The organism is Rhodobacter capsulatus (assembly GCF_005144475.1).
Classification (GTDB): Bacteria; Pseudomonadota; Alphaproteobacteria; order Rhodobacterales; family Rhodobacteraceae; genus Rhodobacter; species Rhodobacter capsulatus_C.
This window is the reverse complement of sequence record NZ_SWJZ01000097.1, coordinates 23,669-35,931: the sequence shown is the minus strand read 5'-3', so window position 1 is coordinate 35,931 and position 12,263 is coordinate 23,669. Positions and strand designations below refer to the sequence as shown.

General features: G+C 66.1%; 14 protein-coding genes. All 14 read right to left on the bottom strand.

Annotated elements, in window-relative coordinates; translation table 11 throughout:
- Window positions 1–108: 108 nt before the first annotated feature.
- The gene (hypD, locus tag FBT96_RS17775) at window positions 109–1,242 is read right to left on the bottom strand and encodes a hydrogenase formation protein HypD (RefSeq protein WP_136909031.1); all 1,134 of its coding nucleotides are present in this window, start codon (window positions 1,240–1,242) and stop codon (window positions 109–111) included.
- Window positions 1,239–1,529: a HypC/HybG/HupF family hydrogenase formation chaperone gene (hypC, locus tag FBT96_RS17770; protein WP_136909029.1), complete on the bottom strand. Its 291-nt coding sequence runs from the start codon at window positions 1,527–1,529 to the stop codon at window positions 1,239–1,241. The genes hypD and hypC overlap by 4 nt, the downstream gene beginning before the upstream one ends.
- Window positions 1,529–3,007, bottom strand: a complete 1,479-nt coding sequence (locus FBT96_RS17765; protein WP_136909027.1) for a sigma-54-dependent transcriptional regulator — start codon at window positions 3,005–3,007, stop codon at window positions 1,529–1,531. The genes hypC and FBT96_RS17765 overlap by 1 nt, the downstream gene beginning before the upstream one ends.
- Window positions 3,007–4,014: a hydrogenase nickel incorporation protein HypB gene (gene hypB / locus FBT96_RS17760; protein ID WP_136909025.1), complete on the bottom strand. Its 1,008-nt coding sequence runs from the start codon at window positions 4,012–4,014 to the stop codon at window positions 3,007–3,009. The genes FBT96_RS17765 and hypB overlap by 1 nt, the downstream gene beginning before the upstream one ends.
- A complete protein-coding gene (hypA, locus tag FBT96_RS17755) occupies window positions 4,014–4,355 on the bottom strand; it encodes a hydrogenase maturation nickel metallochaperone HypA (RefSeq protein WP_136909023.1) in 342 nt (113 codons plus the stop codon). Before hypA ends, hypB begins: the two co-directional genes overlap by 1 nt.
- Window positions 4,348–5,232, bottom strand: coding sequence for a hydrogenase expression/formation protein HupK (locus FBT96_RS17750; RefSeq protein ID WP_136909021.1), 885 nt, complete (start codon window positions 5,230–5,232; stop codon window positions 4,348–4,350). The genes hypA and FBT96_RS17750 overlap by 8 nt, the downstream gene beginning before the upstream one ends.
- Window positions 5,229–5,984: a [NiFe]-hydrogenase assembly chaperone HybE gene (locus FBT96_RS17745; RefSeq protein WP_169583569.1), complete on the bottom strand. Its 756-nt coding sequence runs from the start codon at window positions 5,982–5,984 to the stop codon at window positions 5,229–5,231. The genes FBT96_RS17750 and FBT96_RS17745 overlap by 4 nt, the downstream gene beginning before the upstream one ends.
- Window positions 5,985–6,073: 89 nt before the next feature.
- Window positions 6,074–6,901, bottom strand: coding sequence for a hydrogenase expression/formation protein (locus FBT96_RS17740; RefSeq protein WP_136909019.1), 828 nt, complete (start codon window positions 6,899–6,901; stop codon window positions 6,074–6,076).
- Between the two features lie 3 nt (window positions 6,902–6,904).
- Window positions 6,905–7,321: a thioredoxin domain-containing protein gene (locus FBT96_RS17735; protein WP_136909017.1), complete on the bottom strand. Its 417-nt coding sequence runs from the start codon at window positions 7,319–7,321 to the stop codon at window positions 6,905–6,907.
- Window positions 7,322–7,328: 7 nt separating this feature from the next.
- On the bottom strand, window positions 7,329–7,649 hold the full coding sequence (locus FBT96_RS17730; RefSeq protein WP_136909015.1) for a HypC/HybG/HupF family hydrogenase formation chaperone: 321 nt from the start codon (window positions 7,647–7,649) through the stop codon (window positions 7,329–7,331).
- Window positions 7,649–8,281: a HyaD/HybD family hydrogenase maturation endopeptidase gene (locus FBT96_RS17725; protein WP_136909013.1), complete on the bottom strand. Its 633-nt coding sequence runs from the start codon at window positions 8,279–8,281 to the stop codon at window positions 7,649–7,651. The genes FBT96_RS17730 and FBT96_RS17725 overlap by 1 nt, the downstream gene beginning before the upstream one ends.
- A 204-nt stretch (window positions 8,282–8,485) precedes the next feature.
- Complete coding sequence (gene cybH / locus FBT96_RS17720) at window positions 8,486–9,274, bottom strand: Ni/Fe-hydrogenase, b-type cytochrome subunit (RefSeq protein WP_169583565.1); 789 nt, start codon at window positions 9,272–9,274, stop codon at window positions 8,486–8,488.
- A 9-nt stretch (window positions 9,275–9,283) separates the two neighbouring features.
- Window positions 9,284–11,077 carry a nickel-dependent hydrogenase large subunit gene (locus tag FBT96_RS17715; RefSeq protein ID WP_136909011.1) on the bottom strand — a complete coding sequence of 598 codons (1,794 nt, stop codon included), beginning with the start codon at window positions 11,075–11,077 and terminating at the stop codon, window positions 9,284–9,286.
- 3 nt (window positions 11,078–11,080) lie between these two features.
- Entirely contained in the window at window positions 11,081–12,157 is a 1,077-nt protein-coding gene (locus tag FBT96_RS17710; RefSeq protein ID WP_136909009.1) for a hydrogenase small subunit, read from the bottom strand.
- Between the last annotated feature and the right edge of the window lie 106 nt (window positions 12,158–12,263).

Below are 12,263 nucleotides of genomic sequence, written 5' to 3'. Positions count from 1 at the left end.
CCCCCCCCCCCCCCCCCCCCCCCCCCCCCCCCCCCCCCCCCCCCCCCCCCCCCCCCCCCCCCCCCCCCCCCCCCCCCCCCGGGTCGGGGGCGCGCGCCCCCGAAACCCTCATTCCGCCGCCCGCGCCCCGCCATATTGCCAGTAGGCCGCACAGGCCCCCTCCGAACTCACCATCAGCGCCCCCAGCGGCATCTCGGGCGTGCAGCCCTTGCCGAATTGCGCGCAGGCGACGGGTTTCATCCGCCCGGTCATCACCGCGCCACAGGCACAGCCCTCGGCCTCCGCCACCTCGGCGCGCTGGCCCGCATAGCCCACCCCGAATTTCTCCTCGGCATCATGGGCGCGATAGGCCGCCCGGATCCGCAGCCCCGAGGCGTCGATCTCCCCCAGCCCCCGCCATTCGAAGGACGGCCGCCGCTCATAGACATCGGCGATCGCCGCCAGCGACACCCGGTTGCCATGTTCGGGCACGACGCGGGCATATTGGTTCTCGATCGCCGCCCGGCCCTGCGCGATCTGGCGCAGCACCATCAGCACCGATTGCAGCAGATCGGTCGGTTCAAATCCCGCGACCACCAGCGGCTTTCCGTAGTCTTGCGCAATGAAATCATAGGGATGAATGCCGATCACCATCGACACATGCCCCGGCCCGATGAAGCCGTCGAGCCGCATGTAGGGGTCATCGAGCAGCGCCTTGATCGGCTCGGGCACGGTGATGTGGTTGCAAAAGACGCTGAAATTCGAAAGCCCCTCGCGCGAAGCCTGCTGGATCGCCAAAGCGGTCGAGGGCGTCGTCGTCTCGAAGCCCAGCCCGAAGAACACCACCTCGCGCCCGGGGTTGCGCCGCGCCAGTTCCAGCGCATCGAGCGGCGAATAGACCATGCGGATATCGGCCCCCGCCGCCTTCGCCTGCAAGAGCGACAGTTTCGATCCGGGCACCCGCATCGCATCGCCGAAGGTGCAAAAGATCACCTCGGGACGCTGCGCAATCTCGATGCATTCATCGACCCGCGCACGCGGCAGCACGCAGACCGGACAACCCGGCCCGTGAATGAATTCGATGCCGGGATGGATCAGCTTGTCGAGCCCGTAGCGAAAGATCGAATGCGTGTGCCCGCCGCAGATCTCCATGATGTGCACCGGCTTTTCCACCGTCGCGCCGATCTGCCCGGCCAGCCGCGCGATCTCGGCCAAAAGCCCCTTCGCCAGCGTGGGATCGCGGAATTCCGAGGCAAATTTCATCCCCGCCCCTCCAGCGCCGCGGCGCCCTCGGCGATCTGCGCCAGCGTTTCCTGCGCCTCGCCCAGATCGCGCAAGGCCTCCAGCGTCCGCGCCGCCTCCGCCTCGTCAATGAGGCTCATCGCGAAGCCGACATGGATCAGCGCCCAATGGCCCAGCAGATCCTCAAGCCGGCCCTCGGCGATGCAGGCGACATTCACTTCGCGCTTCACCCCCGACACATCGGCCAAGGCCATCATCCGACCGGCGTCGGTGATCGCCACGATCTGGCCCGGAATCCCCAGACACATCAGTCTTCCTCCTCTTCCTGCACCCGGCCCGCCGGATGCTCGATGCCGTAGCGGTCAAGCTTCGCGCGCAGGCCGACTCGGCTCAGCCCCAGTTCCGCCGCCGCCCGGCTCTTGTTCCAGCGGTTGCGGGTCAGCGTCTCGCGCAGGATCCGCATCTCAATCAGCTCGATGCGATCCTTCAGCGTGCCCTCCGCCGTCATCACCTCCTCGGCCGATCGGTCGGCGCCGCTTTCGGACGGCGCCGCCTGCAGGATGTGGCGCGAAATCAGCTCGGCGCCGAGCACATTGTCCTGCGCGAAAATCAGCATCCGCGTGACTTCATTGTGCAATTCCCGCAGGTTGCCGGGCCAGTCGTAGTTTTCCAGAAATTCGAGCGCGGCCGCGTCGAAACCCAGCGCCTGCTTGCCATGCCGCACCGCCGCCTCGGCCAGCATCGATTGCGCCAGAAGCGCCACATCGCCGCGCCGCGCCCGCAAGGGCGGCAGCGCGATTTCCCCCGCCGAGAGCGCATAGTAAAGATCCGAGCGGAATTTCCCCTCGGCCACCATCGCGCGCAGATCGGCGGCGGCGCCGGTGATCAGCCGCAGGTTGGTCGAGGCCGTCTCCTGCCCGCCCAAAGGCGTGATCGCGCCATCGGCCAGCATCCGCAACAGCGCCAGCTGCAAGGTCGGGCTGGCCGCCTCGACCCCGGCGACAAACAGCGTGCCGCGGTCGGCCTTTTGCGCCAGACCGATCTTCGCCACCCCGCCCGGCAGCACGCCGCGACGCGCGCCGAACAGCTCGATCATTGCCAGATCCTCGGGCAGACCGGCCAGGTTGATCTCGTAAAACGGCTTGTCCGAACGCAGCGACACGTAATGCATCGCCCGCGCCAGCTGCGCCCGGCCAGAGCCGGGTTCGCCGCGCAGCAGCACCGGCACGTCGAAACTGGCAAACTGCCGCGCCAGCGCGATCGCCCCGGTCATCGCGGAATTCGGCGTGCGCAGGATGGTTTCAAACCCCATCCCCTCGCGCAACGCGCGACGCCGCTTTTCGACCCGGCTTTCCGAGGTGGAATTCAGAAGCCGCATCTCCAGCGAGAGCCGCTCGTTTTCCCGCGCCAGGGTGAACATCCGCGCCGCATTGCGCGCCGAGGACAAAAGCTGCTCGGGATGCCAGGGCTTGGTCAGGAACTGATGGATGCCCGCATCGTTGATCGCCGCCATCATCGAGGCGCTGTCGGTATAGCCGGTGATGATGATGCGGACGGTTTCCGGCCAGCGCTCGCGCACCTCGGTCAGGAAATCGACGCCGGTGCGGCCGGGCATGCGCTGGTCGCAGATGATGACCTGCACCCATTCCTCTTCCAGAACCGCAATCGCCGCCTCGGCGCCCTGGGCGGTCAGGACGTCGAAATCGTCTTCCAGCGCCAGCTTCATCGCCGCCAGCGAATGCGGCTCGTCATCGACCAGAAGGATCGCGGGGGCCGAGGCAGCCATCAGCGCGCTTTCCGCGCCAGACCCGCGCGGAGCCAGTCGATCCAGGCCGCCATGCCTTCGCCGGTGCGGGCCGAGACGCGCAGGACCGCGATCGTCGGATTGACCCGGCGGATATTCGCCTCGTAAAGATCAAGATCGACATCGCAATGGGGCGCCAGATCGACCTTGTTGAGGATCGCAAGCCCCGCCGCGGCAAACATGTCGGGGTATTTCAGGGGTTTGTCCTCGCCCTCGGTGACGGAGAGGATCGCCACCTTGGCATCCTCGCCCAGATCGAAGGCGGCCGGGCAGACCAGATTGCCGACGTTTTCGATGAACAGAAGCGCGCCTTCGGGCAGCGGCAGATGCGCCAGCGCCTGTTCGACCATCGCCCCGTCCAGATGGCAGCCCTTGCCGGTATTGACCTGAATCGCCGCCGCCCCGGTGGCGCGGATGCGGTCGGCATCATTCGTCGTCTGCTGATCGCCCTCGATCACCGCCAGCGGCTGCGCGCCCAGCATCTCGATCGTCCGCACCAGCAGCGTGGTCTTGCCCGAGCCGGGGGAGGAGACAAGGTTGGTTGCAAAAATGCTCTTTTGCGCCAGCCCGGCGCGGTTGCGCGCCGCATATTGGTTGTTTTTCGACAAGATGTCGGTCTCGATCTCGATCAGCCGCGCCTGGCTCATGCCGGGCACTTCGGTCCCGGCCGGGCCGTGCCCCAGATGGATGTCATGGGCACAGGTGCCGTGGGAATGGCCGTGATCATGCCCATGGGCATGCGGGTGATCGCTGTCGGCCTCGGCGCCATGCGCGGTGTCATGGCTGTGGCTGTGCGCATGCGGATGGGCATGGCTCGTGCCGTCGGCGTGGGTGTGCCAGTGGCTGTGCGCATGGCTGTGGCTGCCCGTCGTCTCGGCCAGCACGGCAAAGGGGGCGGGCTTGTGCGCGCCATCCTTGCCCTGGCTTTTCAGATGCGCCTTGAACTGATCTTCGACGCTGTGACCGCCACAGCCGCATACCGTGCACATCAGAGCACCTCCAAATCCTTGATCCGCATCTCGTCGCCGCCCTGCACCAGAAGCCGCGTGCCGCCGCACTCCGGGCAGATATCCAGCCGATGGTCGATTTCGACAGTTTTTCCGCAGTCAAAGCACGCGGCCTGCCCCGGAATGTCGAGAATCTGCACTTCTGCCCCTTCGGCCAAAGATCCGCGCAAGACCACGTCGAAGGCGAAGTCCAGCGCCGCGCGCTCCACCCCCGCCAGCCGCCCGATCTCGAGCCGCACCCGCGTCACCCTTGAAAACCCGTTGGCGCGGGCGGATTCCTCGATCGCCGTGCGAATCCCCTCGACGATCGACATTTCATGCATGCGCCAGCTCCTGCAGCGAGACTGCCACACAGGGGTCGAGAATGTCGATGACCAAAGCCGCCAGACCGGCTTTCGCCGCGGGCAAGCTGGCCAGCGACAGCGCCAGCGCCCCGCCCGGGGCCAGCAGGTGATCGGTGGGGGTGACGCGCGAAAGCGCCGTGACCATCCCCGCCTCGGCCCGGGCCGAAAGCGCATAGGTGCCGCGCGCCGCCGCCACCAGCGCCAGCCCCGGCCGCGGCGTTTCGGCAGCCAGCGGCGCGCGCGCCAGAGCGTGCAGATCGACGACCCGGCCCAGCGCGCGCCAAAGCGGGCCACGGCCGAACCGCGCCTCGGCCTGGTGCATCAGCGGATCACCGGCCACCCGCCCGGCGGGGGAATTTTCCTGTGCCGTCAAGGCCATGGGATCGGTCAGCGGGGGCAGAACCGCCACCGCCTCGCCCGGCGCGAAAGCGTGGCCCAGCGTTGCCAGAAGCGGCGCCACCCCCTGCCCCGAGGTCAGGAAGGACCACAGATCACCGGGTTTCGCGCCGCCCCAAAGCCAGTGTTGCAGCGCCTCGCCCCCCTCGGCCCAGGCGTCGGGCAGGGGCTGCGGCGGCAGATCCAGCAGCTTCGGCCAGATCAGGCAGAGCTTGGCCAGATGATCGCGCAGGATCTCGCGCCGCGACGGCGTTTCGTCCGCCGCAAGGCCCAGCGCCAGCCGCGCCGCATGGCCCTGCGCCGCGCCGCAGAGATTGAAGAGCCGCGGCAGCAGCGCCGCCACCTGCTCGGGGGGCTTGCCCAGCATCAGCGCGGCGACCGGCAGCGGATCGGGCGCGCTCAACGTCACCTCAAGCCGCGGCCCCGCGGGACGCAGCACGATGCCCAGCGCCGCCGTCATTCCGCCTCGCCCTCGCCGGCCAGCCCGGCCGAGATCAGCCGCCGCCGCGTCGGCTGCGCCAGGGCTTCGACCCGCGCCTCGGCGGCGGCGGCCTCGGCTTCGGCGGCCTCGACCGCCGCCAGATCCGCCGCGCGGGTGGCGCGGATTTCCGCCGCCCGGTCGGTTTCGGCGCGGTTTTCCGCCTTGAACAGCTCGATCATCACCGCGCGCGCCAGATCGACCGCCTGCATCTGGGTCTGGAAATCGCCCATCGTCGAGCAAAGCGAGCAGGCCTTGTAGCCGCCCACCATTTCGCGCCGGTTGTGGATGAATTCATAGGTGCCCGAGGGGAAATGCACGTCCTCCTTGGCGCCGGGGATCAGGCCCGACCAATCCTCGCCCTCGGCGGGCAGCAGGATCAGGTTCATGAACCACGGGCTGACAAGCACGCCAAGGCCGCGGCCCGCATGGCTGCGAAAGCCCACCGCCTCGATCGACAGGGCCTTGTTCACCAGGGGCACGTCGCGCATTTTCGCATGCCAGATCTCGCGGAAATCGGCGACCAGCGCGACCACCTGCGCATCGACGCGGTTCTGTTCCAAAAGCGCGGGGGCGCCGGGATCGGTCTGCACGATGAACTGCGCTTTCGGCGCATCGCAGGTCGGGCAATGCCAGTCCTCGGGCAGTTTGGTGAAGGGCGTGCCGGGCAGAACCTGCCGGAACTCGTCGCCCGAGGCGGGGTCGTAGGGCGTCCAGCAGATCTTGCATTCCATGATCGCCAGATCGGAAATCCGGTCATTGGCGCCAAGGTAAGAGCCCTCGAACCCGGCGCGGGGGGCATTTGCCCCGCTCAACGGCCCGCTCAACGAATGGCCTCCAGCACTTCGCGGATGCGGCCCGCCGAATCTTCCAGGTCTTCGCGCGCGGCGAGCGCCACTTCGGGCATCACCGTCACCTCGATCGTGTCCAGGATCAGCGCATCGGTCGAATTGTAGAACTGCACGCGCCAGACATGCGGCGTCGCCGTCGCGGTGATCCGGCAGTTGCCATAGCCGCGCGACAGGATCGTCACCGCGCCCTCGCCCAGCATGGTGTCGAGCAGCGTCAGGTCTTCTTCCGTATGCGGCAGCAGCGTCAGGTTGATCACATCGGCCGCGCCGCCGACATAAGCCGCGGATTTGTCGAAAAGTTCCGCGATCAGCGCCGGGGCGTTCACCACCCCGTCCGCAAGCGGCGGCAGCGCGGTCTGACCCTTGCGGAAGGGCTCGAACGCGCGCGACAGCGCCGCGGCGGGCACCGCGCCCACCTCGATCCGGTCGACGCCCGCGCCCGCCACCGACCAGACCCCGGCAAAGACCGATTCCTGCACCATCAGGGCCGGGATGCCGCGGATCTTCATCGCGACCTCGCCCTGCCCCATGGTTTCCGCAATCAGCGCGCGGTTTTGCGCATCCAGCCCCGCAAGGTCAAAGCTGGCCATGCCGCCCAAAGCGCAGGCCTCGGCCGCCGCGGCGATGTCGGAGAGCAGCTTCAGCGCCGGGGCGACGGCCGAGGTATCCTCGACCTCGGGCAGATGCGCCGCATAGGTCCGCATGCCGGAGGGAAGCTGCATGTAGCCCAGCTCCTCGTCTTCATCGCTTTGCGAACCGGGACCGAAGCCGACGGGGGGCAGGTGGAAATTCGAAACCATGGCTCAGCCTTTCGCGGCAAGGATGTGGGACGTGCGGGCGATGTAATCGTCCCAGTCGCGGATCTTCTCGATGCCGCCCAGAAAGTCGCCGTCGCGGAAGAACAGGAACGAGGGGGTTTTCAGAACCCGCGTCGTCTCGCGCAGCTCGGTCTCGATGCCGTCGCCGACGACCGCGCAATCAAAGGCGTTCTGGAAGGCCTGGCGCAGTTCGGGCAGGATCACCGCCGCATCGGGGGTTTCCAGATTGCGCGCGCCGTCGCCCGGCACGAAGAGGCAATGCGCCCCCGGCCGGGTGGTGAATTCGCGCAGGTCATGCGCGTTTTCCAGCCGCGGCCAGCCGAAATCGGTGGTCAGCCGGGCCACCAGCGGATGGGTCTTGCCCGAGGGCGGCGCGGTGTCGGGCATGGGGAAGTCGTGCATGGATACCTCAGGCGCGGGTCTTGCCGGCGTCAAGCGCGGCTTGAAGATGGGGGGGAAGCTGCGGGCCGCGGGCTTCAAGATCGGCGAAGGCATCGCCGAGACTGCCGCCCGCCATCAGCGAGCGCAGCCCGGAAAGCGCGGCGGTGATCTGCGCGGCCTGGTCGGGCGTCAGCACTTCGCGGGCGGCGCCCAGAAAGGCCAGAACCCAGTCGCCGGGCCGCGCCTCGGGCGTCAGCGACAGATCGACCAGCCCCGGACGGCCGTCCTCGATCACGTCGCCACGGATGCCATCGACCGCCAGCAATTGCACGGGAATGCCGACGCACATCAGGCGCGGACCTTGGCGGCCGAGGGGAAGAAGCGGTGATCGCCGATCCGGCAGGCCTCGTCCTCGGTGGGACGGCCGCGTTCATAGACGTCACGGGCGAGCGAGGGATCGAGCAGATCGTTGCTGATCGTCGCGCCCGTCGTCACCTCGATCCCCCAGGCGCGCAATTCGCGCAGGGCCTCGGCGATGGCGAAATCGATCTGCTCGGCCACGGCGGGGCGCAGAGAGCCGCCGTAATCCTCCAGCTCGACCGGCTGGCAGCCGATCAGCGTCATGTGGCGCGGGCAATAGCCCATCAGCTGCGCCGTCGCGATCACGTCCTGAAAGCCGGTCTGATGCAGGCTCATCTTTTTCGCGCCCATGAAGGCGGGCACGTCGTCGTCGCGCATGGTGACCAGCGTGCCGGGGGTGAAACCGAAATCGACCGCGTCAAAGACGATCAGCGCCTCGGCCTCTTCCAGAAACGGCAGCAGATAAAGCCCCTGCGTGCCGCCATCGAGCAGCCGGACATTGGCCGGCAGCGCATGGGTTTCGGCCATCCGCTCGACGCAGCGCACGCCGAAGCCCTCGTCGGCCCAAAGCACGTTGCCGATGCCCAGAACGAGCACCCGTTCAGGTGTGAATGCTGGCATGGGTCCCTCCCTAGACCGTGGCTCGCGCGGGCGCTCAGCCCCCATGATGATCCAGCCCCCAGACCGGCAAAACCCGGCGAGAGAGTCGGAATATCGCGAATTTCGGAAACCTTGTTACCGCTTTTATGATGTATTTGGAAGCATTATTTCCACTAAAAACCGGGCGCAGAGCTTTCTGCGCCCGGTTTCGCCCCGTGGTCAGGGTCACTCGATCCGGTCGTCCTTGAAGGTCCGGTGCCCCGAGATCATCGTCGAGACCATCGATTGACGGCTCATCACGTCTTCGCGGATGGCGGCGTAGATATGGATGATCGCGAAGATCACGATCGACCACATCCCCAGATGGTGCAAAGTGTGCAGCCGCTGGCTGTTTTGCACATAGCCCAGCACCCAGCCGAACAGGCTGTCGGTCACGCCGCCCTGCCCCGCACCTTCGGCATAAAGCGCCCAGCCGGTGATCATCATGAAGGTGATGCCCAGCGTGATGAAGGTGAACATCGCCGCATGCGCCAGCGGGTTGTGGCCGATGTATTTCTTCGGCTCTTCTTCCAGGAAGAAATACCAGCGCAGCTCGAAGACGAACTCCTTCCAGTAGCGCTTGTTGAAGACCGGGATGTAGAACATCTGCCAGGCATGGCGGTTGCCCACGAAGGCCCAGTAGATGCGGCCGAAGAAACCCACCGACATCACCACCCCCGCCGCGAAATGGGCGAAGCGGATGTAGCCCATGACGAACTGGTCGGTCGCCTCGGCAATTTCCATCGAGGGCGGCGGCGAGCCGATGAGATAGCCGGTGACCACCAGAATGGTGATCGCCAGCGCGTTGACCCAGTGCCAGACCCGCACCGGCGCCTCGTAGACATAGACGGAGGTGCGCCGCCGGATGCTTTCGAGGTCTTCGCGGGTGGCGTCGCCGGTCAGTCGCGAGGCCTCGAAGATTTCATCCGGGCCACGGACGGGGGCATTGATCCTTTCGTCGGAAACTCCCTTCATGGCATCCCCCTACCGGACCTTGACGGTGGTCAGGGGCGCGCCTTCGGCCGACATCACATGCGTCGAACAGGCGAGGCAGGGATCGAAGCTGTGCAGCGTGCGCAGGATCTCGACCGGCTCTTCGGGGCGTTCCATCTTCGTGTTCAGCAGCGAGGCCTCGAAGGCGCCGATGTTGCCCTTGCTGTCGCGGGGGCTGCCGTTCCAGGTCGTCGGCACGACGCATTGATAGTTCTCGATGCGACCGTCCTTGATCTTGACCCAGTGGCCGAGCGCGCCGCGCGGCGCTTCGGTCATGCCCACGCCCTTGGCTTCCTTCGGCCAGGTCGAGGGATCCCATTTCTCGACATTCGCCGTCGAGCTGTCGCCGTTCTTGATGTTGGTGACCATCTTGTCGAAGAAGTGCTTTTGCAGACGGCAGCAGTATTCCGCCTCCAGAGCCCGCGCCGCAGTCCGGCCCAGCGTCGAGAACAACGCCGAAACCGGCAGGTTCATGTCGCGCAGCAGGCCCTCGACCTGGTTCTTGATGTCTTCGTGGCCCTTGGCATAGCCGACGATGTAGCGGGCAAGCGGCCCCACCTCCATCGCATTGCCGCGCCAGCGCGGCGCCTTGATCCAGGAATATTTCGCGCCTTCGTCGATGTTCTCGATATTGGTGCGGGTGCCTTTCAGGTTCGGGCCCAGCTCGAATTTCGGCTCGGTCCGGCCATCCCAGGGGTGCAGCCCCATGCCCGGCTCGCCGTAATCATACCACGAGTGATCGACGAATTCCTGCACCTGTTCGGGGTCGGTCGTGTCGACGTCATGCACCTCATTGAGGTTGCCGTTGATGATCGCGCCGCGCGGCAGATGCAGCTGACCGGCGCTGAAATCATTCGGGTTTTCCGGGATGTCGCCATAGGACATCACCGATTGCGCGGACAGGCCGCCGCCGTAAAGCCAGTCCTTGTAGAAGCCGCCGATGGCCTTGAGGTCGGGCAGATAGACATTGCGGGTGAATTCGGTGCAGCGGTCGATGATCGAGGAGACGAGGTTCAGCCGCTCCATGTTGATCGCGCCGACCGAGCCCACGCCATCGACATTGATCGGGCAGGGCACGCCGCCGACAAGCCAGTTCGGATGCGGGTTCTTGCCGCCGAAGATCGTGTGGACCTTGACGATTTCCTTTTGCAGATCAAGCGCTTCCAGATAATGCGTCGTTGCCATCAGATCGGCTTCGGGCGGCAGCTTGTAGGCCGGATTGTCCCAGTAGCCGTTCTTGAACAGACCGAGCTGCCCGCTTTCGACGAATTTCTTCAGCCGGTTCTGCACGTCGCGGAAATAGCCGGGCGAGGACAGCGGATGGCTGGGCGAGACCATCTGCTGCAGCTCGGACGTCGCCTTCGGATCGGCGCGCAGGGCGTTGACCGGGTTCACCCAGTCCAGCGCATGCAGGTGGTAGAAGTGCACGATATGGTCGTGGATCTGCAGGTTCAGCTGCATCATGTTGCGGATCGAATTGGCATTGTCCGGGATGGTGATCCCGAGCGCGCTTTCGACCGCGCGGACCGAGGTCAGCGCATGCGTGCCGGTGCAGACGCCGCAGATGCGTTCGGTGAAGGCCCAGGCGTCGCGCGGATCGCGGCCCTTCAGGATGACTTCAAGGCCGCGCCACATCGTCCCGGTCGAAACCGCGTTGGTGATGATGCCCTGATCGTTGACGTTCACTTCGCAGCGCATGTGGCCCTCGATCCGGGTGACCGGATCGACGACAATGCGTTTGCCAGCGTTATCAAGGGTGAAACCATTCGGCGTCTGGGTCGTCATGGCTTACGCCTCCTCGTTCTTTTTCTGCGCGCGCTTGAGCACGGAGACCGCGGCATGTGCGGCGACACCGGCGCCGACAAGGCCGGTGGCGGTCCAGCCGATCTTGTCGGCGGTGGCCTCGATGCCGAATTGCTTGATCGTGGTCAGCCGGTCATAGAAGCTGCCCTGATCCCAGAACCCGTCTTCCGAACAGCCGATGCAGCCGTGACCGGACTGGATCGGGAAGCTGACGCCGCCGTTCCAGCGCACGGTCGAACAGGCGTTGTAGGTGGTCGGGCCCTTGCAGCCCATCTTGTAAAGGCAATAGCCCTTGCGCGCGTTGTCGTCGTCCCAGTGTTCGACGAATTGGCCGGCGTCGAAATGCGGGCGACGGTAGCATTTGTCGTGGATGCGCTGGCTGTAGAACATCGCCGGGCGGCCCTGACGGTCCAGTTCCGGCATGCGGTCGAAGGTCAGCATATAGGTGATGACGCCGGTCATCACTTCCGCGATCGGCGGGCAGCCCGGAACCTTGATGATCGGCTTGTCGGTGATCACCTTGTGCACCGGCGTCGCCCGGGTCGGGTTCGGCGCCGCGGCCTGCACGCAGCCATAGGACGCGCAGGCGCCCCAGCTGATGATCGCCTTGGCCCCTTCCGCGGCATGGCGCAGCTTCTCGACAAAGGGCTTGCCGCCGGTGATGCAGAACATCCCGTCTTCGTTCAGCGGCGGGTTGCCCTCGACGGCCAGGATGTAGTTGCCCTTGTATTTGGCGATGGTTTCCTCGAAGGCCGCTTCGGCGGCATGCCCCGCGGCGGCCATCAGCGTGTCGTCGTAATCCAGCGAGATCATCGACAGCACGACATCCTTGGCCAGCGGATGCGCCGAGCGGATGAAGCTTTCCGAACAGCAGGTGCATTCCAGCCCATGCACCCAGACGACCGGCGTGCGCGGCTTCGTTTCCATGGCTTCGGCGATTTTCGGCACGAAGGAGGGGCCAAGGCCCAAGGCTGCCGCGGTGAGCGAACAGAACTTCATGAAACTGCGCCGGGTGATCCCCTGACGCCGCATGACGTCATAGAAAGTTTCGATGTCCGACAATTATCCCTCCCTTGCCTTGAGACGTCCGTGACCTCCTCGGCCGCCCATGGGTAGAGTGGAATTCTCATGGTTGGGCCGGTTTCCGCCAATGAGAAACGGCAAATTG

Excerpts from the sequence above, each read along its gene's own strand:
- hypD (WP_136909031.1), bottom strand. The coding sequence starts at position 1,242 with ATGAAATTTGCCTCGGAATTCCGCGATCCCACGCTGGCGAAGGGGCTT.
- hypC (WP_136909029.1), bottom strand. The coding sequence starts at position 1,529 with ATGTGTCTGGGGATTCCGGGCCAGATCGTGGCGATCACCGACGCCGGT.
- FBT96_RS17765 (WP_136909027.1), bottom strand. The coding sequence starts at position 3,007 with ATGGCTGCCTCGGCCCCCGCGATCCTTCTGGTCGATGACGAGCCGCAT.
- hypB (WP_136909025.1), bottom strand. The coding sequence starts at position 4,014 with ATGTGCACGGTATGCGGCTGTGGCGGTCACAGCGTCGAAGATCAGTTC.
- hypA (WP_136909023.1), bottom strand. The coding sequence starts at position 4,355 with ATGCATGAAATGTCGATCGTCGAGGGGATTCGCACGGCGATCGAGGAA.
- FBT96_RS17750 (WP_136909021.1), bottom strand. The coding sequence starts at position 5,232 with ATGACGGCGGCGCTGGGCATCGTGCTGCGTCCCGCGGGGCCGCGGCTT.
- FBT96_RS17745 (WP_169583569.1), bottom strand. The coding sequence starts at position 5,984 with ATGGAATGCAAGATCTGCTGGACGCCCTACGACCCCGCCTCGGGCGAC.
- FBT96_RS17740 (WP_136909019.1), bottom strand. The coding sequence starts at position 6,901 with ATGGTTTCGAATTTCCACCTGCCCCCCGTCGGCTTCGGTCCCGGTTCG.
- FBT96_RS17735 (WP_136909017.1), bottom strand. The coding sequence starts at position 7,321 with ATGCACGACTTCCCCATGCCCGACACCGCGCCGCCCTCGGGCAAGACC.
- FBT96_RS17730 (WP_136909015.1), bottom strand. The coding sequence starts at position 7,649 with ATGTGCGTCGGCATTCCCGTGCAATTGCTGGCGGTCGATGGCATCCGT.
- FBT96_RS17725 (WP_136909013.1), bottom strand. The coding sequence starts at position 8,281 with ATGCCAGCATTCACACCTGAACGGGTGCTCGTTCTGGGCATCGGCAAC.
- cybH (WP_169583565.1), bottom strand. The coding sequence starts at position 9,274 with ATGAAGGGAGTTTCCGACGAAAGGATCAATGCCCCCGTCCGTGGCCCG.
- FBT96_RS17715 (WP_136909011.1), bottom strand. The coding sequence starts at position 11,077 with ATGACGACCCAGACGCCGAATGGTTTCACCCTTGATAACGCTGGCAAA.